Origin of the sequence: Isoptericola jiangsuensis (genome assembly GCF_002563715.1) — a bacterium.
Taxonomy (GTDB): domain Bacteria; phylum Actinomycetota; class Actinomycetes; order Actinomycetales; family Cellulomonadaceae; genus Isoptericola; species Isoptericola jiangsuensis.
The window spans coordinates 2,734,091-2,758,159 of the sequence record NZ_PDJJ01000001.1; the positions used below are offsets into that span (position 1 = coordinate 2,734,091).

The 24,069-nt window shown below is 73.7% G+C and carries 24 protein-coding genes and 3 tRNA genes; 11 read left to right on the forward strand and 16 right to left on the reverse strand.

Translation table 11 applies throughout. The features are described from left to right. Positions 1-20: 20 nt before the first annotated feature. The 3 genes from ATJ88_RS12500 to rnhA form a co-directional block, all read right to left on the reverse strand. Positions 21-1,313 carry a tyrosine-type recombinase/integrase gene (locus ATJ88_RS12500; protein WP_245852405.1) on the reverse strand — a complete coding sequence of 431 codons (1,293 nt, stop codon included), beginning with the start codon at positions 1,311-1,313 and terminating at the stop codon, positions 21-23. Positions 1,314-1,542: 229 nt separating this feature from the next. After that, complete coding sequence (lpdA, locus tag ATJ88_RS12505; protein WP_098464107.1) at positions 1,543-2,946, reverse strand: dihydrolipoyl dehydrogenase; 1,404 nt, start codon at positions 2,944-2,946, stop codon at positions 1,543-1,545. A gap of 44 nt (positions 2,947-2,990) precedes the next feature. Continuing rightward, complete coding sequence (gene rnhA, locus ATJ88_RS12510) at positions 2,991-3,434, reverse strand: ribonuclease HI (RefSeq protein ID WP_170023622.1); 444 nt, start codon at positions 3,432-3,434, stop codon at positions 2,991-2,993. Positions 3,435-3,714: 280 nt separating this feature from the next. On the opposite strand from rnhA, the gene ATJ88_RS12515 reads away from it, so the two are divergent. Then, positions 3,715-4,575, forward strand: a complete 861-nt coding sequence (locus tag ATJ88_RS12515) for an LLM class flavin-dependent oxidoreductase (RefSeq protein WP_098464108.1) — start codon at positions 3,715-3,717, stop codon at positions 4,573-4,575. 589 nt (positions 4,576-5,164) lie between these two features. Here the strand turns inward: ATJ88_RS12515 and leuD are convergent. Next, complete coding sequence (gene leuD / locus ATJ88_RS12520) at positions 5,165-5,803, reverse strand: 3-isopropylmalate dehydratase small subunit (protein WP_098464109.1); 639 nt, start codon at positions 5,801-5,803, stop codon at positions 5,165-5,167. A 26-nt stretch (positions 5,804-5,829) separates the two neighbouring features. Continuing rightward, positions 5,830-7,305, reverse strand: coding sequence for a 3-isopropylmalate dehydratase large subunit (gene leuC / locus ATJ88_RS12525; protein WP_098464110.1), 1,476 nt, complete (start codon positions 7,303-7,305; stop codon positions 5,830-5,832). Between the two features lie 119 nt (positions 7,306-7,424). Between leuC and ATJ88_RS12530 the strand changes: the two genes are divergently transcribed. From ATJ88_RS12530 to ATJ88_RS12535, 3 genes are all read left to right on the forward strand, one after another. Further along, a complete protein-coding gene (locus tag ATJ88_RS12530) occupies positions 7,425-8,144 on the forward strand; it encodes an IclR family transcriptional regulator (RefSeq protein WP_068200245.1) in 720 nt (239 codons plus the stop codon). Positions 8,145-8,310: 166 nt separating this feature from the next. After that, positions 8,311-8,478: a hypothetical protein gene (locus tag ATJ88_RS18375; RefSeq protein WP_170023624.1), complete on the forward strand. Its 168-nt coding sequence runs from the start codon at positions 8,311-8,313 to the stop codon at positions 8,476-8,478. Position 8,479: 1 nt separating this feature from the next. Beyond that, positions 8,480-9,316: a PH domain-containing protein gene (locus ATJ88_RS12535; RefSeq protein WP_098464111.1), complete on the forward strand. Its 837-nt coding sequence runs from the start codon at positions 8,480-8,482 to the stop codon at positions 9,314-9,316. Positions 9,317-9,468: 152 nt separating this feature from the next. Here the strand turns inward: ATJ88_RS12535 and ATJ88_RS12540 are convergent. From ATJ88_RS12540 to ATJ88_RS12550, 3 genes are all read right to left on the reverse strand, one after another. Beyond that, positions 9,469-9,541: transfer RNA gene (locus ATJ88_RS12540), tRNA-Glu, on the reverse strand. Between the two features lie 53 nt (positions 9,542-9,594). Next, a tRNA-Glu gene (locus ATJ88_RS12545) sits at positions 9,595-9,667 on the reverse strand. A gap of 97 nt (positions 9,668-9,764) precedes the next feature. Then, positions 9,765-9,836: transfer RNA gene (locus ATJ88_RS12550), tRNA-Gln, on the reverse strand. A 210-nt stretch (positions 9,837-10,046) separates the two neighbouring features. Between ATJ88_RS12550 and ATJ88_RS12555 the strand changes: the two genes are divergently transcribed. Next, positions 10,047-10,808: a class I SAM-dependent methyltransferase gene (locus ATJ88_RS12555; RefSeq protein WP_098465329.1), complete on the forward strand. Its 762-nt coding sequence runs from the start codon at positions 10,047-10,049 to the stop codon at positions 10,806-10,808. On the opposite strand, the gene ATJ88_RS12560 is transcribed toward ATJ88_RS12555, so the two are convergent. Then, positions 10,777-11,676, reverse strand: coding sequence for a LysR family transcriptional regulator (locus ATJ88_RS12560; protein WP_098464112.1), 900 nt, complete (start codon positions 11,674-11,676; stop codon positions 10,777-10,779). The two genes, ATJ88_RS12555 and ATJ88_RS12560, sit on opposite strands and share 32 nt — an antisense overlap. Positions 11,677-11,746: 70 nt before the next feature. Here ATJ88_RS12560 and ATJ88_RS12565 point away from each other — a divergent pair, with 70 nt between their 5' ends. After that, on the forward strand, positions 11,747-12,874 hold the full coding sequence (locus ATJ88_RS12565; RefSeq protein WP_098464113.1) for a YeiH family protein: 1,128 nt from the start codon (positions 11,747-11,749) through the stop codon (positions 12,872-12,874). A 56-nt stretch (positions 12,875-12,930) separates the two neighbouring features. On the opposite strand, the gene ATJ88_RS12570 is transcribed toward ATJ88_RS12565, so the two are convergent. The 4 genes from ATJ88_RS12570 to ATJ88_RS12585 are packed head-to-tail and all read right to left on the reverse strand — an operon-like array spanning position 12,931 to position 16,631. Continuing rightward, positions 12,931-13,683, reverse strand: a complete 753-nt coding sequence (locus ATJ88_RS12570; protein WP_098464114.1) for an HAD family hydrolase — start codon at positions 13,681-13,683, stop codon at positions 12,931-12,933. Beyond that, positions 13,680-15,128, reverse strand: a complete 1,449-nt coding sequence (gene gltX, locus ATJ88_RS12575; protein ID WP_098464115.1) for a glutamate--tRNA ligase — start codon at positions 15,126-15,128, stop codon at positions 13,680-13,682. Before gltX ends, ATJ88_RS12570 begins: the two co-directional genes overlap by 4 nt. Before the next feature lie 42 nt (positions 15,129-15,170). Then, entirely contained in the window at positions 15,171-15,812 is a 642-nt protein-coding gene (locus ATJ88_RS12580) for a class I SAM-dependent methyltransferase (protein ID WP_098464116.1), read from the reverse strand. A 33-nt stretch (positions 15,813-15,845) separates the two neighbouring features. Then, positions 15,846-16,631, reverse strand: a complete 786-nt coding sequence (locus ATJ88_RS12585; RefSeq protein ID WP_098464117.1) for a fumarylacetoacetate hydrolase family protein — start codon at positions 16,629-16,631, stop codon at positions 15,846-15,848. A gap of 113 nt (positions 16,632-16,744) precedes the next feature. On the opposite strand from ATJ88_RS12585, the gene ATJ88_RS12590 reads away from it, so the two are divergent. Continuing rightward, entirely contained in the window at positions 16,745-17,329 is a 585-nt protein-coding gene (locus ATJ88_RS12590; RefSeq protein WP_098464118.1) for a DUF4190 domain-containing protein, read from the forward strand. A gap of 75 nt (positions 17,330-17,404) precedes the next feature. On the opposite strand, the gene ATJ88_RS12595 is transcribed toward ATJ88_RS12590, so the two are convergent. Next, positions 17,405-18,361 carry a methyltransferase domain-containing protein gene (locus ATJ88_RS12595; RefSeq protein ID WP_245852406.1) on the reverse strand — a complete coding sequence of 319 codons (957 nt, stop codon included), beginning with the start codon at positions 18,359-18,361 and terminating at the stop codon, positions 17,405-17,407. Positions 18,362-18,436: 75 nt separating this feature from the next. On the opposite strand from ATJ88_RS12595, the gene ATJ88_RS12600 reads away from it, so the two are divergent. Beyond that, a complete protein-coding gene (locus tag ATJ88_RS12600; protein WP_098464119.1) occupies positions 18,437-19,621 on the forward strand; it encodes a heparan-alpha-glucosaminide N-acetyltransferase domain-containing protein in 1,185 nt (394 codons plus the stop codon). Here the strand turns inward: ATJ88_RS12600 and ATJ88_RS12605 are convergent. Continuing rightward, positions 19,611-20,459 carry a PhzF family phenazine biosynthesis protein gene (locus tag ATJ88_RS12605; protein WP_098464120.1) on the reverse strand — a complete coding sequence of 283 codons (849 nt, stop codon included), beginning with the start codon at positions 20,457-20,459 and terminating at the stop codon, positions 19,611-19,613. The genes ATJ88_RS12600 and ATJ88_RS12605 overlap by 11 nt on opposite strands. A gap of 63 nt (positions 20,460-20,522) precedes the next feature. Here ATJ88_RS12605 and ATJ88_RS12610 point away from each other — a divergent pair, with 63 nt between their 5' ends. Beyond that, entirely contained in the window at positions 20,523-21,431 is a 909-nt protein-coding gene (locus ATJ88_RS12610; RefSeq protein WP_425432678.1) for a 3-methyladenine DNA glycosylase, read from the forward strand. Positions 21,432-21,441: 10 nt separating this feature from the next. On the opposite strand, the gene ATJ88_RS12615 is transcribed toward ATJ88_RS12610, so the two are convergent. After that, the gene (locus ATJ88_RS12615; protein ID WP_098464121.1) at positions 21,442-21,984 is read right to left on the reverse strand and encodes a CGNR zinc finger domain-containing protein; all 543 of its coding nucleotides are present in this window, start codon (positions 21,982-21,984) and stop codon (positions 21,442-21,444) included. A gap of 39 nt (positions 21,985-22,023) precedes the next feature. Between ATJ88_RS12615 and ATJ88_RS12620 the strand changes: the two genes are divergently transcribed. Both ATJ88_RS12620 and ATJ88_RS19035 read left to right on the forward strand, forming a co-directional pair. Next, complete coding sequence (locus tag ATJ88_RS12620) at positions 22,024-23,040, forward strand: EamA family transporter (RefSeq protein WP_245852409.1); 1,017 nt, start codon at positions 22,024-22,026, stop codon at positions 23,038-23,040. A 140-nt stretch (positions 23,041-23,180) separates the two neighbouring features. Next, a complete protein-coding gene (locus tag ATJ88_RS19035) occupies positions 23,181-23,912 on the forward strand; it encodes a lytic polysaccharide monooxygenase (RefSeq protein ID WP_098464122.1) in 732 nt (243 codons plus the stop codon). The last annotated feature ends 157 nt before the right edge of the window (positions 23,913-24,069 follow it).

Sequence of the window (24,069 nt, forward strand, 5' to 3'; positions counted from 1 at the left end):
CGATTCTCCTCCGCTGCGCGTCAACGCTCGGCGAAGGCACGCGCCAGCTCGTCGTCGACACTTGCGCTCATGCGGGCGGCGAGCTCGATGTCGCGAGCCATCGTCGCCTTCTGGTAGCGCAGCACGACCTTGATGTCGGCGTGGCCGCCGCGGCGCATGAGCTCGGCGAGCGTCGCGCCCTCCTGCGCGAAACGCGTCAGGCCGGTGTGCCGCAGGTCGTGGAACCGGTAGTTCTGCGGCAGCCCGGTCACGGCGACTCGATGCTGGGCCCAGATCGTGTTCCACCGCGATGCCGCCATGTGCACCGAGCCTTTGACCCGGGTCGGGACGACCGGCGATGACGGGGCCGATCCCACACGCTCGTCGATCTGTTCGCGCAGGCGGTCGATCATCAACGGCGGCACCGCCATTGAGCGCACGCCCATCTCGGACTTGGGTTCGGTGAGTGTCCCCGTCGAGCCGTTCTTCTGTCGCCGCACGTGCAGCGTCGCCGCGGTGCGGTCGTGGTTCCACACGATGTCGCGGCGCTGGAGCCCGAGCACCTCGCCGCGGCGCAGCTGGCACCACGCGGCGAGCAGCACGGCGATGCTCCACGGCTGCGGGATCGCCGAGTAGAGCGCTTCGACCTGGGTGGGCGTGGCGACGTCGTCCTCGGGCGCGTGGTCCTGGTCGTGGCGCACGGACTTGCGCTGCGGCGTGGCGACGTCGGGCATCGCGGCGAGCACGCCGTCGCGCACTGCGGCGCGCAGGATCATCTTGAGCACGTCGATCGCGTCGCCGGCGATGCCGTTGTGGGTCGTGCCGGGACGCAGCCGTGACGGGATCGCAACGAGGTCCCGCGTCAGGTCCCGGACGGCGGCGGTGTCGATCTCACGCACCAGCGTGTCCCCGAGCGGCTCGCGCAGGTAGTTGTTCACCCGGCCCCGGTACATCATCACCGTGGCGGGCTTGCGCAGCCTGCCGCCCTTGCCGGGCTCGGTCGCGATGCGCTCCAGCCACCGGTCGGCGTAGTCGGCGAAGGTGACGTCGCGTGCGGCGGCCTCGGCCTCCTCGCGTGCCCGCCGGGCCACGGCGTCGGCGGGTGGCTCCCACTCCCCGCGGGCGATCGAGTCGTGGACGCGGTTGAGCCAGGCGCGCGCGTCGCTCTTCGTCAGGAAGGTCAGCGGGCGGTCGTCCTCAGTCCGCGCCGATAGCAGCGTCCCGTCGGGAGCCGGGTACCGCGCCTGCCACCGCTTGGAGGGGAGCTTGCGCAGCCGGCCCCACGCCTCGCGGCGCCCCGCCGTCGTCCGCTGGGCCATCGTCGCCTCGACCATGAGTGCCCCTCCCCCGAGCCCTTCGTTTGGCCCCGGACGAGATGGGGCACGACACGACGATACGCGCCGTCGTGCCCCCTGCGTGCCCCCCAGAATGAACATTTCTGTCCTCGGCCGACCCCGGATGTCCACCCTGATCGAGGCGCAGAAAGAGGCCTTGACCTGCGGCGATACCGCAGATCAAGGCCTCTCAGCAGGACGGACGAACCTGTCCGTTTTGTCCCTGGTCTCAGAAGTTGATCATGTGCCCCGCGATGCCGTGGATGGCCTCCTGGATGGCCTCGGACAGCGTGGGGTGGGTGTGGACGTTACGGGCGACCTCGTCGGCGGTGAGGTCCCACTTCTGCGCGAGGGTGAGCTCGGGCAGCATCTCGGAGACGTCGGGGCCGATCATGTGGGCGCCGAGGAGCTCGTTGTACTTGGCGTCGGCGACGATCTTGACGAAGCCGGTGGGGTCGCCGAGGCCGTGGGCCTTGCCGTTGGCCATGAAGGGGAAGGATGCGACCTTGACGTCGTAGCCCTCGTCCTTGGCCTGCTGCTCGGTGAGGCCGAACGAGGCGACCTGCGGGGAGCAGAAGGTGGCGCGCGGCATCATGCGGTAGTCGCCGAGGGTCATGGTCTCGGCGCCGCCGATGGTCTCGGCGGCGACGACGCCCTGGGCCTCGGCGACGTGGGCGAGCATGAGCTTGGCGGTGACGTCGCCGATGGCGAAGATGTGCGGCACGTTGGTGCGCATGTGGTCGTCGATGGCGATGGCGCCGCGCTCGGTGAGCTGGACGCCGGTGTTCTCCAGTCCGAAGCCCTCGACGTTGGGGGCGAACCCGACGGCGGAGAGGACCTTGTCGACGACGATCTCGCCGGGCTTGTCGTCCTTGACGCCCTTGTAGGAGACGGTGACGGAGCTGCCGTCGTCCTTGATGGTCTGGACGGCGGTGGAGGTGAGGAGCTTGATGCCGAGCTTCTTGTACTGCTTGGCGATCTCCTTGGAGACGTCGGCGTCCTCGTTGGGCAGGGCGCGGTCGAGGAACTCGATGATGGTGACGTCCACGCCGTAGTTCTTGAGGACGTACCCGAACTCCATGCCGATGGCGCCGGCGCCGACGATGGCGATCGACTTCGGCAGCTCGCGGGTCATGATCTGCTTCTCGTAGGTCACGACGTTGTCGCTGAGCTCGACGCCGGGCAGGAGGCGGACCTTGGAGCCGGTGGCGATGATCGCGTTGTCGAAGGTCACCGTCTCGGTGCCGCCCTTGTTGAGCGTCACCTCGATCGTGTTCGCGTCGCGGAACGTGCCGCGGCCGTCGTACTCGGTGATCTTGTTCTTCTTCATGAGGAAGTGGACGCCCTTGGTCCGGCCGTCCGCGACGTCGCGGGACCGGTCCCAGGCCTTGCCGAAGTCGAAGCTCACGTCACCCGACATGCCGAAGAAGTCGGCCTGCGTGTGGAAGATGTGGGCGAGCTCGGCGTTGCGCAGGAGAGCCTTGGAGGGGATGCAGCCCACGTTGAGGCAGACACCACCCCAGTACTTCTCCTCGATGATGGCGACGGACTTGCCGAGCTGGGCCGCACGGATCGCGGCGACGTAGCCGCCGGGGCCTGCTCCGAGGAGGACGACGTCGTAGTGGGAAGCCATGGGGTCCAGCCTATTCTCGTGGGGGGACTGCTGCGTTGTGACGTCTATCGCACGGAGTCGACGCCGTCGTTGGCGAGCTGGTCGGCGCGTTCGTTGCCGGGGTCGCCGGCGTGGCCCTTGACCCAGACCCAGCGCACGTCGTGGCGGGCGACCTCGGCGTCGAGGGCCTGCCACAGGTCGACGTTCTTGACGGGCTTCTTCGCGGACGTCTGCCAGCCGTTGCGCTTCCATCCGGCGATCCACGTCTTCATGCCGTTCATGACGTAGGAGGAGTCGGTGTGGACGGTGACGGCGCTGGGCCCTTTGAGAGCGCGCAGGCCCTCGACGACGGCGGTGAGCTCCATGCGGTTGTTGGTGGTGAGCTTCTCCCCGCCGAACAGCTCCTTGCGGTGCTCGCCGGAGCGCAGGAGCACGCCCCAGCCGCCGAGGCCGGGGTTGCCCTTGCACGCGCCGTCGGTCCAGATCTCCACGGTGGGGGTGTCGTTCACGCGGGATACCCTATGCCGCTCCCCCGCCACACGGCCCGGTCGGCCGTCGTGCGTGCTGGTTCGATACCCCAAGACGGCCGATGACGTACCGAGCCAGCACGCTCGTTCGTCCGGCGGGGCTTTCACGGGACGTCGGGAGCCTGTGCCGTCGGGGCCGCCGAGTCGGGGCGAGGGCGGTGGCCGTGCGGGCGGATGTCGGGGGCGGCCCGTACGGTCGACGGGCAGGACGACGTGGGCCGACGACGGTCGGACGTCGCGTCCCTCGACGACGGAGGTCGGTATGCGGTTCGGGTTCATCGGCAGCTTCGGGTCGCCGGCGCAGCACGTGCGGCTGGCGCGCGAGTGCGAGGAGCACGGCTGGGACGGGTTCTTCACGTGGGACGGCGTGTCCCTGGACGAGCCGGGGTTCGACGTCGCGACGTGGGACCCGTTCGCGCTGCTGGCCGCTGTCGCCGCGGTGACGGAGCGGATCACGCTCGGCGCGATGGTGTTCGCGCCGCCGCGTCGTCGACCGTGGGAGCTGGCGCAGCAGGTCCTCACCGTTGATCACCTGTCGGGCGGACGCCTGGTGCTCCCGGTGGGCATGGGCGTGCCGAGCGATCGGGCGTTCTCGTCGGTCGCCGGTCAGCCGGCGTCGCTGCGCGACCGTGCCCGCGCGCTGGACGAGGTGCTCGACTGGATGGAACGGTCGTGGTCGGGCGAGGTGTTCGAGCACGACGGCGAGTGGGCCGCCACGGGTCCGTTCCGCTTCCCGGAGCCGCCGGTGCACGGCCGGGTCCCGGTCTGGCCGGTCGGGGTGTGGGACGCGCAGTCCCCGCCGCGCCGCAGCCTGGACCGGGCGCTGCGCTGGGACGGCATGGTGGTGCAGGTCCGCGGGGGCGAGACCCCCGAGGACGCCGAGCCCGGCACCGACGACCTCCGCAGCCTGTCCGCGTGGATCGCGGAGCACCGCAGCCCGGACGCCGGCCCCTTCGACATCGTGCACCAGGGCCGCCTCGACGCGGACCCGGACGTCGCCCGCGAGCAGGCCGCCGAGGCAGCGGCAGCGGGTGCGACCTGGTGGATGGAGTCCTGGTGGGACCCGTCGACCACCCCGGAGTCCCTCCTGGACCGCGTCCGCCAGGGCCCGCCCACGCTCTGAGCACCCGGAGGCGACTCGTCTTCGGCTGGCGCCGTCATCGAGCGCCGAGCCGCGGCAGGTCTGCGCTGAGTCACCGGAACCTGCCCTGACTCACCGGATCCGAGCATTGACTCGACCAAACCAGCGCTGACTGGCGAGGACCTGCGCTGACGGGCGCCCTCGTGCGCTGACTCGACGAGACGTGCGCCGACTCGCGGGAGTTGGCGCTGACTCGCGGAAGCCTGCGCTGGCTGGCGCCGTCGTGCGCTGACTCGACCAAGCCTGCGCTGACTCGCGGGAACGAGCGCTGAGTCACCAGAACGTGCGCTGACTCGCGGATACCCCCGCTGGACAACGAAGAGAGGCCGGTCCGGCAGCTGTTGCTGCCGAACCGGCCTCTCGTCACCGATCAGAACCTGCGCTGGCCCGAACCGCGTGTCCGCGACGTGCCTCAGAGAACGCGAGCCGCCCACGGAGCGAGGGATGGTGGGACTCCGCGCGCGGTCGTCAGACGGGAAGCGCAGGTCGCGCAGCGACCGTGAGCGCGACCGCGCGCGGAGTCCCACCAGCCCTCGCGAACGCACCAGGGCGCGTCCACACGAGCCGAGGGTCAGGACACCGGACGTGCCGGCTCGATCTCCACCTTCGGGAGGTGCTTGGCGGGGAGGGTCTTCGGACGCCATCCGGCACGCTTGGCCTCGAACGCGGCGATGTCGTCCTCGTGCTGGAGGGTGAGGCCGATGTCGTCGAGGCCCTCCATGAGGCGCCAGCGCGTGTAGTCGTCGATCTGGAAGGGCACGGTGACGTCGTCGGCGTGCGCGGTGCGCGCCTCGAGGTCGACGGTGATCTCTGTGCCGGGCTTGGCCTCGAGGATCTTCCAGAGGAGCTCGATGTCCTCCTGCGCGACGATGCCGGCGACGAGGCCCTGCTTGCCGGAGTTGCCGCGGAAGATGTCGGCGAACCGGGAGGCGAGGACGACCTTGAAGCCGTAGTCCTTGAGGGCCCAGACGGCGTGCTCGCGGGAGGAGCCGGTGCCGAAGTCGGGGCCGGCGACGAGGACGGAGCCGGCCTTGTAGGCGTCCTGGTTGAGGACGAACTCGGGGTTGCCGCGCCAGGCGGCGAAGAGGGCGTCCTCGAAGCCGGTGCGGGTGACGCGCTTGAGGTAGACGGCGGGGATGATCTGGTCGGTGTCGACGTTGCTGCGGCGCAGCGGGACCCCGACGCCGGTGTGGGTGGTGAACTTCTCCATGGCGGTGCTCCTAGCGGGGGGTCGGGTCAGACGAACGACGGGGCGGCGAGCGGCGCCAGCGGCGTGCCGTCGAACGTCGTGAGGTCGACGTCGTCGCCGAGGTCGAGGTCGGACACGGACGACAGGGTGCCGCGGATGGCGGTGGCGGCGGCGACCAGCGGGGAGACGAGGTGGGTGCGTCCGCCCTTGCCCTGGCGGCCCTCGAAGTTGCGGTTCGAGGTGGAGGCGGCGCGCTCGCCGGGGGCGAGCTGGTCGGGGTTCATGCCGAGGCACATGGAGCAGCCGGCGTTGCGCCACTCGGCGCCGAAGTCCTTGAAGATGACGTCGAGGCCTTCGGCCTCGGCCTGGAGGCGGACGCGTGCGGAGGCGGGGACGACGAGGACGCGGACGTCGTCGGCCTTGTGGCGGCCCTGGACGACCTTGGCGACGGAGCGGAGGTCTTCGATGCGGCCGTTGGTGCAGGAGCCGATGAAGACGGTGTCGACCTTGACGTCGCGCAGGGGCTGCCCGGCTTCGAGGCCCATGTACTCGAGGGCGCGCTCGGCGGCGACGCGCTCGTTGGCGTCGGCGATCTCGGCGGGGACGGGCACGTTGGCGGACAGGGGCAGGCCCTGGCCGGGGTTGGTGCCCCAGGTGACGAACGGCTCGAGGTCCTCGGCCTTGAGCACGACCTCGGCGTCGAAGGTGGCGTCGTCGTCGGTGCGCAGGGTCTTCCAGTACTCGACGGCCTCGTCCCAGTCGGCGCCCTCGGGGGCGTGGGGGCGGCCCTTGAGGTACTCGAAGGTGGTCTCGTCGGGGGCGATCATGCCGGCGCGGGCGCCGGCCTCGATCGACATGTTGCAGATGGTCATGCGCGCTTCCATGGAGAGGCGGCGGATGGCCTCGCCGCGGTACTCCAGGACGTAGCCCTGGCCGCCGCCGGTGCCGATCTTGGCGATGATCGCGAGGATGATGTCCTTGCTGGTGGCGCCGGGGGGCAGCTCGCCGTCGACGGTGATCGCCATGGTCTTGAACGGGGCGAGGGGCAGCGTCTGGGTGGCCATGACGTGCTCGACCTCGGAGGTGCCGATGCCGAACGCGAGGGCGCCGAACGCGCCGTGCGTGGAGGTGTGGGAGTCGCCGCAGACGACGGTGAGGCCGGGCATGGTGAGGCCGAGCTGGGGGCCGACCTGGTGGACGATGCCCTGGTCGGCGTCGCCGAGGGAGTGGATGCGGACCCCGAACTCCTTCGCGTTGTTGCGCAGGGTGTCGATCTGCGTGCGGCTGGTGAGGTCCGCGATGGGCAGGTCGATGTCGAGGGTGGGGGTGTTGTGGTCCTCGGTGGCGAGGGTGAGGTCGGGGCGGCGCACCTGGCGTCCGGCGAGGCGGAGGCCTTCGAAGGCCTGCGGGCTGGTCACCTCGTGGACGAGGTGGAGGTCGATGTAGAGGAGGTCGGGCGCCCCGTCGGCACCGCGGCGCACGAGGTGCGCCTCCCAGACCTTCTCTGCCAGCGTCCCGGCCATCTCGAGCTCCTCGTCCGCCGCCCTGGTGGCGGCTGTCGTCTTCCTCTGGTGTCGCGACACCGACGCGGGATCTTTCCCAGGACTTGCAATCTCAGCAAGCGAGACGTCAGTATCGACCTATGGACGATACTAGCGGAGTCGGCGTACTGGACAAGGCCGCGTCCGTTCTCGGGGCTCTCGAGGCCGGACCCGCCACCCTGGCGCAGCTCGTCTCCTCGACGGGCCTGGCCCGGCCGACCGCCCACCGCCTCGCCGTGGCGCTCGAGCACCACCGGTTCGTGACGCGCGACATGCAGGGCCGGTTCGTGCTCGGCCCGCGCCTCAACGAGCTCGCGACCGCAGCCGGCGAGGACCGACTGCTGGCCGCCGCGAACCCGGTGCTCACGGCGCTGCGCGACCACACGGGCGAGAGCGCCCAGCTCTACCGCCGACAGGGCGACCACCGCGTGTGCGTCGCGGCCGCCGAGCGCCCCGTGGGCCTGCGCGACTCCATCCCGGTGGGTGCCACGCTCACCATGCACGCCGGGTCCGCCGCGCAGATCCTCCTCGCCTGGGAGGAGCCGGACCGCCTGCACCGCGGGCTGCGCGACGCCGTCTTCACCGCCACGATCCTGTCCGGCGTCCGACGCCGCGGCTGGGCCCAGTCCGTCTCCGAGCGCGAGCTCGGCGTCGCGTCGGTGTCCGCCCCGGTGCGCGGCCCGTCCGGGCGCATCGTCGCCGCCGTCTCGGTCTCCGGACCGGTCGAGCGCCTCACCCGCCAGCCCGGCCGCCTGCACTCCGCGTCCGTCGTGGCCGCGGCGAACCGCCTCACCGAGGTCGTCCAGCGCGCCGGGGAGTAGCCCCGGCACGACGACGCCGCGGCGACCGGGAGGCACCCCGGTCGTCGCGGCGTCGTCGCGAGTGGGCGGCGCGCCGGGCGCGTTTTCACCCACGCGCCCGGAATGTCAGTAGGCTCCCTGGCAGCGTGGCGCTCCTGCCCCGTCGACCGAGAGGCGTGAGGACCCGATGCCGGCCAAGGCCAAGACCGTTCTGATCTGGCTCGTGGTGATCTTCGTGATCTTCGCGATCTACAACAGCCCGGACCGTGCGTCCGAGGTCGTCTCCGCGATCTGGGACGTCATCGTCAACGCGGTCGCCGCGTTCGGCGAGTTCTTGGGCGGACTGCTGAACTGACGTGGAGTCGCCGGACCGGGCCGTCAGGGCGCACCGCCACCTGCGCCGGTACGTCCTGACCAGCGAGCGCGTCACCCTGGCGACGCGCCTGCACTGGTCGTCCCTGCTGGAGCCCGTCGTCACCACCGTGGCGGCGACGGTGCTCGCGGGCTGGCTGCACTCGATCACCGGCACCGGCTGGGTGTGGCTGCTCTGGACGGTCCCGGCCGGCCGGCTGCTGCTGAAGTTCGCCGAGTGGAACTACGAGTGGTTCGTCGCGACGGACAAGCGGCTGATCCTCACCTACGGGTTCGTCATCCACAAGGTCGCGATGATGCCGCTCGCCAAGGTCACGGACATGGGGTACTCCCGCACCCCCGTCGGCCAGCTGCTGGGGTACGGGCGGTTCGTCATGGAGTCCGCGGGCCAGGACCAGGCGCTGCGCCAGATCGACTACGTCCCGGACCCCGACGCCGCGTACCGCACGCTGTGCGACACGATGTTCGTCCCGGCCGCACCGCCGCGGACGCCCACGCCGCCGAGCCCTCCCCCGGCGATCTTCCCGCCGACGCACGGCGGCGACGCGCGCCGGCCGACCACGGCCGAGCTCCCCGTCGTCGGCGGGCCGGGCACCGGCGGACCGACTCCGCCCCCGCGCCCGACGGACCACGACGACGACCGCCCGGCACCGACTCCCCCGCCCCCGTCGGGCGGGTCGTTCCCGGGCGGAGGGTCGGGTGCCGCGCCGAGCGGCGGACCGCGGCGCCGCCCGTGGTGGCGCGGCTCGGACCGCCGCTCCCCGTACACGCCGCCGACGAGCGCCGGCGCCGGTCCGCACGTGCCCGACCCGTTCCTCTGAGGAGCGCCGGTCGAGCCGGCGAGACGGACACGGAGGCGGTCGAGGCGCCGGCCCCGTCGGCGTGCCCCACGGGTGCGCATGACGGGACGGCCACGGAGGCGTCCGCGGGAACGACGAAGGGCCCGGTCCTGGTGGACCGGGCCCTTCTGCTGTACCCCCAGCGGGATTTGAACCCGCGTTACCGCCGTGAGAGGGCGACGTCCTAGGCCGCTAGACGATGGGGGCCGGACTGCGTCCCGTTGCCGGGACAGGTGCTCCGTCCATGACGGACGGTTGCGTACCCCCAGCGGGATTTGAACCCGCGTTACCGCCGTGAGAGGGCGGCGTCCTAGGCCGCTAGACGATGGGGGCCTATGGTTCGTCGTTCCTGAGATCGACTCGCCGGTGAGAACTCTAGCGCACTCCCGGGCCTGATCAGGAGCCCGTCGGTGTGACGTAGAGCGCTGCGCTGGGGTACCAGGACTCGAACCTAGACTAAGTGAACCAGAATCACTCGTGCTGCCAATTACACCATACCCCATGGTGGGTGGACCAACCCGGTCAAAACCGACACCATCCGGCGCCGTTTCGTGGAGGCCCAACGACCGGAAACATTACCGGACCTGCGCCCCGGAACCAAACTCGCGACGACGTGCCGTACGTCACGGCCCGCCGGCCCGGTGCGGCCGGGATCCGGCCGGGCCGCGCGGAGGGACTGACAGCGCGCGGCCGTCCGTGGGACGCTGCCACCATGTCGACGTCGCCCGACCCGCACTCCGTCTCCGACCGCGCCGCCTCGTTCACCCAGGGCGCCGAGGTGTACGCGCGCGTCCGCCCCTCGTACCCGGCCGAGGCGGTCTCGTGGCTGGTCCCGGAGCGGTCCCGCGTGCTCGACCTCGCGGCCGGGACCGGGCTGCTCACGCGCCCGCTCGTGGACGCGGGTCACGACGTCGTCGCCGTCGACCCCGCCCCGGAGATGCTCGCCGAGCTCGCGACGGAGCTGCCCCACGTGGAGGCGCACCAGGGCACGGCCGAGTCGATCCCGCTGGACGACGACGCCGTGGACGTCGTCGTGGTCGGCCAGGCCTGGCACTGGTTCGACGCACCGCGCGCGGCCGCGGAGATCTCCCGGGTGCTGCGGCCCGGCGGCACGCTCGCCCTGTGCTGGAACGACCGGGACGAGCGCATCGACTGGGTGCGCCGGTTCGGCCTGATCCTGCACGACGGCGATCCGTTGCGCGCCCGGACGGGCTCCCGGCACGAGCCCCCGGACCTCGGCCCGTCGTTCGAGCCGCCCGAGACCGCGACGTTCCGCTGGCTGCACCACCTGCCGACGGACCACCTGCGCGACCTCGCGGGCACGCGCAGCTATCTGCTGACCCTGCCCGAGGACGAGCGCGAGGCGCTGCTCGAGCGGGTCGACGACCTCGTGGTGACCCACCCGGACCTGGCGGGGGCGACGGAGGTCGCCATGCCGTACGTCACGGCGGCGTATCGCGCGCGACGGCGGTGAGGCGCCGGGCGGCGGCGGTCGGCGTCGCCCCGTCCCGCCACACGACCCGCAGCCGCCGGGTGAGGTCGACCCCCGCGACGGGGAGCGCCACGAGCCGGCCCGCGGCGACGTCGTCGGCGACGGTGAGGGCGGACAGCACCGCCACGGACCCGCCGTGCTGCACGGCGGCCTTGAGCGCGGCCGTCGAGCCGAGGGTCGGCAGGTGGTCGGGCAGCGGCTCCCCCGCCCGCGCGAGCGCACCCTCGAGGATCTCCCGGGTCCCCGAGCCTCTCTCCCGCAGCACCAGGCGTGCGGCGACGAGATCGGCCGGGTGCACCGTCCGGCGGCGTGCCCACGGGTGGCCGGGGGCGACGACCGCGACGAGCTCGTCCCGGGCGACGGTGCGGCTGCGCAGCCCGCGCCGCACGCCGACGCTCTCCACGAACCCGAGGTCCGCGGCACCGTCGAGCACGAGGTCCGCCACGTCGGCGGAGTTGCGGACGACCAGCTCGATCTCGACGTCGTCGCCGCGGGCGGCGAGGCGGGCGAGCCAGCGGGGCACGAGGTACTCGGCGATCGTGAGGCTCGCGGCGACGCGCAGCGCCGTCGACGGGCCCGCGCGCAGCCCGGCGACGGAGGTCTCGAACCGGTCGGCGGCGACGACGACGTCCCGCGCCCAGCCGGCGCACGCCCGCCCGGTCGGGGTGAGGGTGGTGCCGCGGGGTCCGCGGGCGACGAGCTCCAGGCCGAGGTGACGTTCGAGGCGCCGTAGCCCGGCCGACGCCGTGGGCTGCGCGACGCCGAGCGCGCGGGCGGCCGCGCTGATCGAGCCGTGGGTGTCGAGGGCGACGAGCAGCTCGAGCGCGGCGAGGGTGGTGCGGTCCGCCATAGCCCGAGTCTATGGATGGATCGGCACCTCGGCCTTCCGGCCCCCACCGGGCGCCCGCAGGGTGGGGAGCATGGCCCGACCGCTCCCCGGACTCGCCCTCACGGCGGCCGCCACCGCCGCCCTGCTCGCGGCGGCGCCGGCGCTCGCCCGCACGGCGCCGTCGCTGTCGCCGCTCGTGCTGGCGCTGCTGCTCGGCGCGCTGGCGGGCTCGTTGCTGGGCGCCGGGTCCCGACGCGCGGTCCACGGTCGCGGCACGGCCGGTCCGGCGGCCGCCCGTGTGCTCGCCGCCACCCGGCCGGGCACGGACTGGGCGGCCCGGCACCTGCTGCGCGCCGGCGTCGTCCTGCTCGGCCTGCAGCTCGCCGTCGGGGACGTCCTGGGTCTCGGCTGGCGCGGGCTGCTGGTCGTCGCCGTCACGGTGGCGACCACGTTCACCGCGACGCTCGCCCTGGGCCGCCGGCTCGGCGTCGACCGGGACACGAGCCTGCTCGTCGCCACGGGGTTCTCGATCTGCGGGGCCGCGGCGATCTCCGCGATGACGGGCGTCGTGGACCGTACGCCCCGGGCCGCGCGGGCCCACGCGGACGGGACCACCGAGCCCGAGCACGACACCGCGACGGCCGTCGCCACCGCCCTCGCGCTGGTGGCGCTGTGCGGCACGGCCGCGGTGGTGGTCCTGCCGTGGCTGGCCGGCGTGCTGGGCCTCACGCCGGAGCAGGCTGGCCTGTGGATCGGCGCGAGCGTGCAGGAGGTCGCCCAGGTGGTCGCGGCGGCCGGCACGGTCGCGGGGACGGCGGCGCTGGCGACGGCGACGGTCGCGAAGCTCGCCCGGGTGGTGCTGCTCGCGCCGCTCGTCGCCGCGGTGGGGTCCGCCAGGGGGCGCCGAGCCGCCCTGGCGGCCCCGGACCCCGGTGCGGGGCCACGCCCCCGGGGTGGACGGCCGGCGGCGGTCCCGGGCTTCGTCGTCGGGTTCCTCGGGGCCGTCCTGCTGCGCAGCCTCGGCGTGCTCCCGGCGGGGGTGCTCGACGTCGCCGCGCACGTCACGACGGCGCTGTTCGTCGCGGCGATGTTCGCCCTCGGGCTCGGCGTGGACGTGCCGCGCCTGGTGCGCACGGGGCGGCGTCCGCTGGTGCTCGGCCTGTGCTCGGCGCTGGTCGTGACCGGCACGTCGCTGGTCGCGGTGCTCGCCCTGACCTGACGGGCGGCAAGGAGTCCTCGATCGTGCGCGGCCCGCTCGGCGGGCCGCGCACGCCCTCAGCCGCGCAGCGCGGCCAGCGCCTCGGGCAGACCGGGCACGACGACGATCCCGTCGGCGCGCATCGCGGCCGGGTCGGCGTCGTGCTCGCCGCCGCGCCGGGCGCCGGGCCGGTCGAGCCAGACGCCCAGCAGACCGGCGTCGTGCGCGGCCAGGGCGTCCACGCGCGGCTCGTCGCCGACGTAGGCGGTGCGACCGGGTGCGGTGCCGAGCAGGCGCGCGCCCTCGTGGAACACGTCCGGGTGGGGCTTGCCGAAGCCGAGGGTGTCGACGCCCACGAGGACGGGGACGTCGAGGCCGGTGGCGGTCAGCTTGCGCTCCTGGAGCACGGTGCCGGCGTTCGTCACGACGCCGACGGCGAGGCCGGCGGCGCGCAGGGCGGCGAGGAACGGCGCGGCGTCGGCGAACGGCCGCCAGGACCGCTCGAACGTGCCCCAGAACAGGTCGTCCCACGCGTCGAACGCCTGCTCGCCCACGGGTGCGCCGCCGAACGTGCGGTGCAGCAGGTCGGCGCGCAGACGGCGCTGCGTGCGGTGGTCGGTCTCGCCGCGCGTGTAGCGGGCGTAGTGGCCGCCCGGGTCGGAGCGCCAGTGGTCCAGCAGCGCCGCGTGGTCGACGTCCGGGGGCAGGTGGGCGTCCGCCACGGCGACCAGCGCCGTGGCGAACGCGCCCTTGGTGTCGACCAGGGTGTCGTCGACGTCCAGCAGGACGCCGTCGACGCGCCCCGCGGGCGCCCCCGGGGCGGGCGTCACTGCGCGAGGGCCGCGGGCGGGTTCTCGGCCAGGCGCGCCAGGGCGGCGTCGATGCGGCCGAGGGTGCGCTCGCGACCGAGCACCTCGAGGGCCTCGAACAGGGGCAGCCCGACGGTGCGGCCGGTGACGGCCACCCGGACCGGCGCCTGCGCCTTGCCCAGCTTGAGGCCGTGCTGCTCGCCGACGGTCAGCACCGTCTCCTTGAGCGGCTCGGCGGTCCAGGGCTCCAGGGTCGCGAACGCGGCACGCACGTCGGTCAGGAGCTCCGGCGCCCCGGCCTTCATGGCCTTGTTCCAGGACTGCTCGTCGTCGACGGACGCGTCGAGGAACAGGAAGTCGACGTTGGCGGTGATGTCGCTCAGCAGCGCGACGCGGGACTGCGCGAGCGGCGCGACGGCGGCGAACGCCTCGGCGTCGAACTGCTCGGCCGCCCACGGCGCGTGCGGCGCCTGGAGCCACGGCCCGACGGCGGCGACGAACGCCTCCGTGCTCAGCGCGCGGATGTACTCGCCGTTGAACGCGGCGAGCTTCTTCAGGTCGAAGAACGCCGACGCGGAGTTCACGTCCTCGATGCGGAACCGGGAGATCATCTCGTCGAACGGCAGGATCTCCTCGTCGTTGCCCGGCGCCCAGCCGAGCAGCATGAGGTAGTTCACCATCGCCTCGGGCAGGTAGCCCTCGGCCAGGTAGTCCTCGAGCGCGACCTTGTCGCGGCGCTTGGAGAGCTTCTGCCGCTTCTCGTTGACGATGACGGGCAGGTGCGCCCACACGGGCGGGGTCGCGCCCAGCGCCTCCCACAGCAGCTGCTGCTTGGGCGTGTTGGGCAGGTGCTCCTCGCCGCGGATGACGTGGGTGATGCCCTCGTCGAGGTCGTCGACGACGTTGGCGAGCAGGAACACGGGCGAGCCGTCGCCGCGCGCGACGACGAAGTCCTCCATCGCGGCGTTCGGGAACGTCGGGTTGCCGCGGATGAGGTCGACGACGGCCGTCTCGCCCTCGTCGGGCGTGCGGAACCGCAGGGCGCGGCCGGGGGCCTCGGTCAGCCCGCGGTCGCGGCAGTGGCCGTCGTAGCCGGAGTGCTGGTTGCCGGTGCGGGCCTGGACGTCGTCGCGGGTGCAGTCGCAGTAGTAGGCGCGACCCGCGTCGCGCAGGCGCGCGGCGGCCTCATGGTGCTTCGAGACGTTCTGGGACTGGAAGTACGGCCCCTCGAACGTCGGGTCGTCGGCGTGCATGCCGAGCGCGGCGTGCGCGGCGAGGATGCCGTCCACCCACTCCGGCTTGTTGCGCGACGCGTCGGTGTCCTCGATGCGCAGCACGAACGTGCCGCCCGTCTGCTTGGCCACGGCCCAGTTGAACAGCGCCGAGCGGGCACCGCCGACGTGGAACATGCCCGTCGGCGACGGGGCGAAGCGGACACGGACGGCGGGGTTTCCTGCGGCATTCACGGGGGACAGCCTAGTTGCCCGCCGGGCCGGGCGAGCCGGTGCTCAGCGCGCCAGCACGAGGTGGTGGTCGAACGCGAACCGCTCGGTGCGCACCAGCCGCAGCCCCGCGTCCGTCGCGGCCCGCACGACGACGTCGCGCGGGTGGACGCGGAACCTCCAGTCGCTGCCGCGCAGGCGCGGGTAGACGTTGAGCGCGACGCCCGCGGCCCGCATCCACCAGGTCCGGCGCGGGAAGGCGAGCACGAGGTAGCCGCGGGCACGCTCGGCGGCGGCCGTGACGAGCGCGCGGGCGTCCGGGTAGCAGCAGACCACGCTGTGCAGGGCGACGACGTCGGCCGGCCCGGCCAGGTCGGGGTGCGTGACGACGTCGCCGAGGCGGCGGGTGGCGCGGCCCGTCAGGCCCGCCCCGGCGAGGAGATCGGCCGCGACGGCGTCGTAGCCGGTCGACAGGTCGACGCAGGTGGCGCGCTCGATCCCGGCGCGCAGCATCTCCACCTGGAAGTCGCCGATGCCGCCGCCGATCTCCAGCAGCGTCGCCCCGGTGACCACGCCGGACCGGTACAGCTCCAGGGTGCGGCGCGGCAGCGTGCTCAGACCGGAGCGGGCGTAGCGGGCGGCGGCGCGCCGGGCCTCACGGTCGTCGAAGACCTTCTCATAGCCCTGCGGCTCGCAGCACGACGACACCGGCCCCTCACCGCCCGCCGCTCGGCGTCATGATCAGTCCTGGCGGCGCAGCACCGGGTTGGACAGGACGCCGATGCCCTCGACCTCGCACTCGACGCGGTCGCCGTGGTCGATGCGGCCGACGCCGGCCGGCGTGCCCGTGAGGAGCACGTCGCCGGGCAGCAGCGTCATCGCCTTGGACGCGTACGACACGAGGTAGTTCACGTCGAAGATCATGTCGGCGGTGCGGCCGTCCTGCTTGAGCTCGCCGTTGACGTAGCTGCGCACCGGCACGTCCTCGGGGTCGAGCTCGGTCTCGATCCACGGGCCGAGCGGGCAGGACGAGTCGAAGCCCTTGGCGCGGGCCCACTGGTCGTCGGTGCGCTGCACGTCGCGGGCGGTGACGTCGTTGGCCACCGTGTAGCCCAGGACGTAGGCGCGGGCGTTCTCCGGCTCGACGTCCTTGCACAGCCGGGAGATGACGACGGCGAGCTCGGCCTCGTAGGACACCTCGGCCGTCCAGTCGGGCAGGACGACGGGGTCGTCGGGGCCGACGACGGACGTGTTGGGCTTGAGGAACAGCAGCGGGGAGGCGGGCGCCTCGTTGCCCATCTCCTTGATGTGGTCCATGTAGTTGCGGCCCACGGCCACGACCTTGGAGCGCGGGATCACCGGCGCGAGGAGGCGGACGCCGTCGCCGAGCTCGACCCGCTCGCCCGTCGGCATGGCCGGCATGTAGAGGGGGTCGCCGCTGAGGACGGCCAGGTAGGTCCGATCACCCTCGCTCTGCACGAAGGCGAAGCGGGGGTCGTCTCCGGTGGTGAATCTCGCGATGCGCACGGACCCAGGCTATCCGCAGCGGAGGTGGCGCGACGCCCGGGACGGGTCCTGCGCGCGGGGGTCCGTGCGGGATACGCTCCAAGACCACCTCCGACGACGGACGAAGGACGACCATGAGCACGCCTCCGAACGGTCCGCAGGACCCGTCCGGCCAGCAGCCCGAGCCGCCGCAGCCGTACGCCGCACCGAACCCGCCGAGCGACCCGTACGGGCAGCCGACACCTCCCCCGGCCGCGCACCCGACCGAGCCCCCGCCGCCCGCGTACCAGCAGGCGCCCCCGCCCGGGCAGCCGCCGGCGCCCGGCTACTACGGGCCGCCGCAGCCGCGTCCGGCGTCCGAGCGCAAGGGGCTGGCGATCAGCGCGCTCGTGCTCGGCATCGTCGCCCTGCTGGGCTGCTGGATCCCGTTCCTCAACATCGGCTCGATGCTGCTGGGCCTGGTCGGCCTGGTGCTCGGCATCGTCGCGATCGTGCAGGCCGCCAGGGGCACGGCGGGCGGCCGGGTGATGGCGATCGTGGGCGCGGCGCTGTCGGCGCTCGCGATCATCCTGTCGATCGTGGTCACCGTGCTCGCGGTGACCGCCATCGACGAGTACGGCCCGTCGTTCGAGGAGCAGCTCCAGCAGGAGCTGGAGCGCGAGCTGCAGGACCAGGGCTACACCGACGACCAGTTGGACGAGCTGCTCGGCAACGGCTGATCCTCCGGCACGCGAACGCCCGGTCCACCGCTGCGGTGGGCCGGGCGTTCTCGTGCGTCCTGCGGGGCGACGCGGTCAGGCGCGGGCCAGGACCTCGCCGTGCAGGATGGCGAACCAGCCGTCGGGCGCCTGGGCCCAGGCGAGCCAGTCCTGCGCGAGCTGCTCCAGGGCGACGTCGTCGGCGAGGTTCGACTCGACGGCCTGCCGGGCGAAGTTCGACTCGACGCAGCGCTCGGCCCACACCTGGCCCCACCACTGGCGGTCGGTGGGCGTGGCGTAGCACCAGGAGGACGCGCTGGGCACGGCCCCGGCGACGTCGAACCCGGCCTGCTGGACCCAGGAGAAGAGGCGGCGGCCGGCGTCGGGCTCGAACCCGTAGGCGTGGGTGACCTCGTGGTAGAGGGTGTTCCACTCCGTCAGGCCGGGCGACTCGGGGTACCAGGCCATGGCCGCGTAGTCGGCGTCGCGGACGGCGACGAGCCCGCCCGGCTTGGTCACGCGCTTCATCTCGCGCAGCGCCGCGACGGGGTCGGACAGGTGCTGCAGGAGCTGGTGGGCGTACACGACGTCGAACGTGTCGTCCGCGAACGGCAGCTCGTAGGCGTTGGCCGGCTCGAAGCGGACGTTCTGCGCGCCGAGCGCCTCGGCGTGCGAGCGGGCGGCCTCCAGGACGGTCTCGGAGGCGTCGACGCCGACGACCTCGCCGCCCGCCAGGACGCGCGCCAGGTCGACGGTCACGGTGCCCGGGCCGCACCCGACGTCGAGCAGGTGCAGGTCGTCCTTGAGGTGGGGCAGCAGGAACCCGGCGGAGTTCTGCGCGGTGCGGGCCCGGTGGGCGCGCAGCACGGACTCGTGGTGGCCGTGGGTGTACGACTCGGACTCCTGGCTGGGTACCGTGTGGTGGGTGCTCGGGGCCTCGATCGCGTCCGACAGCGCAGCGCCGGAGGGCTCCCCGCTCGACGGGCCCTCCACGGGGCTGCCGAGGCTCGGCGGGTCCGGGAAGTCGGGGCCGGAGTCGATCGCTGCGTTCATGGACCCAACCTAGGACACGACGCCGTGTCGGGACACGTCCTTCTCACGGGCCGGGACGTCTGGCACGCTGCGGCCATGACGCTGCGCGACCGCCTGCTCGGCGGCCCGGACCGGGTGGTGGGCCTCGACGTCGCGCGCGGCCTGGCGGTGCTGGGCATGTTCGCCGCGCACGTGGGGTCGACCGACGGCGCCGCGTCGTGGCTGGAGATCGCCGACGGCCGCTCGTCGGTCCTGTTCGCGCTCGTGGCCGGGGTGTCGCTGGCCGTGGTGACGGGCGGGCCGCGGCCGCTCGCCGGGGACGCCCTCGTGCGGTCCCGCACCCGCCTGCTGGTGCGGGCGGTGATGCTGCTGGCCGTGGTCGCGCTGCTCGACCTGCTCGGCACGCGGGTGCTGCTGATCCTCGGCTTCTACGCCGCCTACTTCGTGCTCGCCCTGCCGTTCCTCGGCTGGGGTCCGCGCCGGCTGGCCGCGCTGGCGGCGCTCGTGGCGGTCGTCGGCCCGCCGCTGGCGTACTGGGGTCCCGAGGTGCTGGCCCGCGTGGAGCTGCACCTGCCCGACGACGGCTCGGGAGCCGTCACCGACTTCGTGCTCACCGGTCACTACCCGGCCGTGGTGTGGATGGCGTACGTGCTGGCCGGGATGGCGGTCGGCCGCTGCGACCTCACCGCGGCGCGGCTGCCCGAACGGCTGCTGGTCGGCGGGCTCGCGGCCACCGCGGTGGGCTACGCCGCCGCCGGGATGATCGTCGGCTCCCTGGTGATCGACGTGCCCGGCGACGTCATCGCCGGGCCGCCGGGGCAGCTGCCGGGCGACGTCCTCGTCGACGCGCAGGTGGACGCCACGACGAGCGTGCCGGGTGCCGTGCACGCCTGGTCCGACCCGTGGCCGACACCCTGGTACCTCGCCCAGGCGGGCCCCCACGACGACACCTTCTTCGAGGTGCTGGGCTCGGGCGGGTTCGCGCTGGCGGTGCTCGGCGCCTGCCTGTTCGCCCGCGGGGTCGGTGCGTGGGTGCTGTCCCCGCTCGCAGCGGCCGGGTCGATGGCGCTCACCGTCTACAGCGCGCAGGTGGTCGCCATCTGGCACTGGGACCTCGTCGGCTCGCCCACGAACGGCCCGCTCGTGGTGATGGTGCTGGTCACGCTGGTCGGGGCGACGGCGTGGCGGCTCACGCTGGGGCGCGGACCGCTGGAACGGCTGGTGGGGTGGGTGTCCGACCGGGCGGTGTCCCCACCGCCGACCCCCGTCGTCAGAGGGTGACGGTGCCGCCCACCGTGGTGCGGACGTCCCCGCCGACCCAGACGACGCCGGCGCCGTCGCGACGCACGTGCACGCGCCCGCGCCGCCCCAGCACGGTGCCCTGCGCGGCGACGTACGCGTCGGGCAGCACGGTCCCGGCGAGCCACTGGGCGAGGCCCGCGTTGAGGCTGCCGGTCACGGGGTCCTCCACGACGCCGCCGTCGCCGGGCAGGAACGCCCGCACCTCCACGGCGGCGTCGCCGGCGGTGTGCTCCCCCACGACGCCGATCTTCCAGTCGTCGATCACCGCGGGGTCGGGACGCACGGCCAGCACGGCCGCGGCGTCGGCGAGCCGCACCCCGACCCAGCCGGGTCCGTTGTCGATCCAGGCGGCGTCCACGACGTCGTCGGCGTCGACCCGCAGCGCCCGGGCGAGGGCGGCGAGGTCGTCCGGCGCGACGGGGCCGGAGCGCAGCAGCGGGGGCGCGGCGAAGGCGAGCCGTGCGCCGTCGGGCCGCACGGTGACCAGGCCGACGCCGCACTCCTGGACGATGTCGCCCGCGCCGTCCGCGGCCTGCGCCACGCCGCCGGCCTCGCGCCACGCGTGCGCGGTGCCGAGCGTGGGGTGGCCCGCGAACGGCAGCTCGCCCGTCGGCGTCCAGATCCGCACCCGGTAGTCGGCCGCGGGGTCGGTGGGAGCGAGCAGGAAGGTCGTCTCCGACAGGTTGGTCCAGCGGGCGAACGCGGCCATCTGGTCGTCGGTGAGGTCGTCGGCGTCGTGGACGACGGCGAGCGGGTTGCCGGTGAGGGGGCCGGGCGCGAACACGTCGACCTGGCGGAAGGCGAGGGTGTGGGTCACGCCACCCACGCTAGCGCCGCACCCGGGCGCCGGGGTCCGGGCGGCGGCTCGTACCCTGGAGACGTGCCCTCCTCCCCCGCCACGCCGGTAGCGTCCGCGCGCACCGTCCTGCCTGCCGCCGCCTGGCGCCCGCGGGCCGACGGGCACGCCCGCCGCGCCGACGACCTCACGCACGTGTGGCGCCAGGCCCGCGAGCGGGGCGAGAAGCACGCGATCGAGGACTTCCTGTTCACGTACTACCCGACGCGGGTCGCGCAGCTGCGCCGCTGGCACCCCGGTCCGGGCGTCGTGCTGGAGGACGCCGCCGAGCACGTCGGGTGGCGCTGGTACACCGAGGTCGCGCTGCCCGACGGCGGCACGGGCGCGGCCCTCGACACGGCGGCTTTCCTCGCCGACCGCGGCGACACGGTCGCCTACGTGCGCGCGCTCGTCGGCGCGACCGCGTCCCGACCGGGCTCGTTCGGCTGCTTCGGCCTGCACGAGTGGGCGATGGTGTACCGCGACGCCCGCACCGGGCGCGACCACCGCCACCCGCTGCCGCTGCGGCTCGGCCACGACGGCACCGACGCCGTCGTCGAGTCCCACCGCATCGCCTGCTCCCACTTCGACGCGTTCCGGTTCTTCACGCCCGAGGCGCGGCACCGCAACCAGCTCGCCCCCACCCGCGAGCGCCAGCCCGCGATGGAGCAGCCCGGCTGCCTGCACGCGGGCATGGACCTGTACAAGTGGTGCCTCAAGCTCGGGCCCGCGGTGCCGGGCGACCTGCTGCTGGACGCGTTCGCGCTCGCGCGCGACATCCGGTGGACGGACATGGCGGCCGCCCCCTACGACGTGTCCTCCTACGGCGTCGAGGCCGTGCCGGTCGAGACGGCCGAGGGCAAGGCGGAGTACGTGCGCCGCCAGCGCGGGTTCGCCGAGCGTGGCCAGGCGCTGCGGGCGCGCCTGCTGGCCGTGTGCGACGCGCTGGGCTGAGCCCCGGGGCTCAGTCCTCCTCGGCGGCGCGGCGCGCACGCAGGGCGGCCTGGGCGTTGCGGTTGGTGCACGTGGTGGAGCAGTAGCGGCGCGACCGGTTGCGGGAGAGGTCGACGACGACGCCGTCGCAGGTGTCGTCGGCGCAGGTGCCGAGCCGGTCGTGGGCGTCGGCGCGCACCACGTCGATCATCGCCAGGGCGGTCTCCACGAGGATGCGGACGTCGAAGGGGGCGTCGTCGGGGACGGCGTGCAGGTGCCAGTCCTCGGTGTCGTGCCGCACGAGGCGCGGCACGGCGCGGGTCTCGGCGAGGGCGGCGTTGACGAGGTCGGGGGCGTCGTCGCGGGCGGCGAGCAGCAGGGCGCGCAGGCGGGGGGCGAGGGCGAGGACGGCGTCGAGCTCGGCGTCGGTGCCGTCGTGGCGGCCGGTGTAGCCCTGGTCGCGGTAGAAGGCGTCGAGCTCGGCGACGGTGCTGATCGTCAGGGGTGGCAGGACGGCGTTGGCGAGGGCGGCGGCGGACACGAGCGCGGACTCGGTGTCATGCGCGAAGACCATGTTGACACGTTACCAGCACGCCACGTAGCGTCATGCGCCATGACGACGATGGCGCATGACGCCTCCTCCGGGGCGGCCGCGCCCGCCCCCACCGTGCAGCGCTCCGCGACGAGCGTCGGCCTCGCCCTCGCCGTGGTCTCGGCCCTCAGCTTCAGCCTCTCCGGCCCCCTGGCCGCCACCCTCTTCGCCACCGGCTGGTCCCCCGGAGCCGTCGTCCTCGTGCGCGTCGCCACCGGCGCGCTGCTCGTGGCCCCCTTCGGGATCGCCGCCCTGCGCGGCGACTGGTCCCCGGTGCGCCGCAGCTGGCGCGTCATGGTCGCCTACGGCGCGCTGGGCGTCGCCGGAGCCCAGTTCTGCTACTTCGCCGCCATCCAGCACATGCAGGTCGGCACCGCGCTCCTCATCGAGTACACCGCCCCTGCCGCCGTCGTCGGCTGGTTCTGGGCGCGCCACGGCCAGCGGCCCGGCGGTCTCACCCTGACCGGGGTCGGCCTCGCCGCCGCCGGGCTCGTCCTCGTGCTCGACCTGTCCGGCGCCGCACCCTCCCCCGTCGGCGTCGCCTGGGCGCTGGCCGCGATGGTCGGCGCAGCCACCTACTTCGTCATCAACGCCCACCCCGACACCGGCCTGCCGCCCCTCACGCTCGCGGCCGGCGGCCTCACCGTCGGCACCGTCCTGCTCGGGACGCTCGGCGCCGTCGGCCTCATGCCGCTCACCGCGACGTCGACCCCCGCCACCCTGGTCGGCCTGACCGTGCCGCCCGTGGTCGTGCTCGCCCTGCTGGGGCTCGTCACCGCCGGGCTCGCCTACGTCACGGGCATCGCCGCGGGACGCCGGCTCGGGGCCCGCCGCGCCTCCTTCGTCGGCCTGCTCGAGGTCGTCTCCGCCGTCGCGCTGGCCTGGCTCCTGCTGGGCGAGCTGCCCGCCCCCGTGCAGCTCCTCGGCGGCCTGCTCGTGCTCGCCGGCGTCGTCGCCGTCCAGCAGGGCGAGGCCGCGACGGCCCGCCGGGGCGAGCCCGCGCCGCCGGTCGCCGTCGTGCCCACCGACGCCCCCTGAGCGCCGAACCCCTCTACGGGAGATCCCGTACGTCGACAAGAGGCCGAGCGGGTGAAAGATACGCAGTTCACCTGATGCATCGCCGGACGCCGACGCCTAGCGTCGAATTTGTCCAGTTTCCTGACGAACAGGAGTTCCTTATGCGATGGCGTTCAGCCCTGGTCGGCGCCCTGGTCGGCGCGGCCGCCCTGCTCGCCCCCGTCGTCGTGGCCCCGACGGCCTCGGCCCACGGCTGGGTCACCAACCCTCCGAGCCGCCAGGACCTCTGCGCCAGCGGCGCCGTGTCCTTCGACTGCGGAGGCGTCAAGTACGAGCCCCAGAGCGTCGAGGCTCCGAAGGGCTCCATGAAGTGCTCCGGCGACAACGCCGGCTTCGCCATCCTCGACGACACGTCGAAGCCCTGGCCCCGCACCTCGGTCGGCTCCACGGTCACCATGAAGTGGAAGCTCACGGCGATGCACGCCACGAGCACCTGGGAGTACTTCGTCGACGGCGTGCTGCACCGCACGTTCAACGACGGCGGCGCCCGCCCGAACCAGGTCGTCGAGCACACGCTCGAGAACCTGCCCCAGGGCAACCACACCATCCTCGCGCGGTGGAACATCGCCGACACCGCGATGGCGTTCTACTCCTGCGTCGACGTGACCGTCGGCGGCGGCGGCACCACCAACCCGACGCCCACCCCCACGCCCACCGCGACCACCCCTCCGGGTGACTGCACCGGGACGGTCTGGGACGCCGCCACCGCCTACGTCGGCGGCACGGAGGTCACCTACCAGGGCCACGTCTACAAGGCCAAGTGGTGGACCCGCGGCGAGACCCCCTCGGCCTCCGGCCAGTGGGGCGTCTGGCAGGACCTCGGAGCCTGTTGATCCCGCACCGCGGGTGAACCTCTGCTGACCCTGGGGGGTCACGACGAGCGTGCCGGCTGCTTCCTCACGACCACGGTCGCGGGAGGCGGCGGGCACGCTCGTCGTCGTCCGGGCCCGTCGGGGCTCCCCGGCCCCGGCGGGACACCTCGCGCCGGCA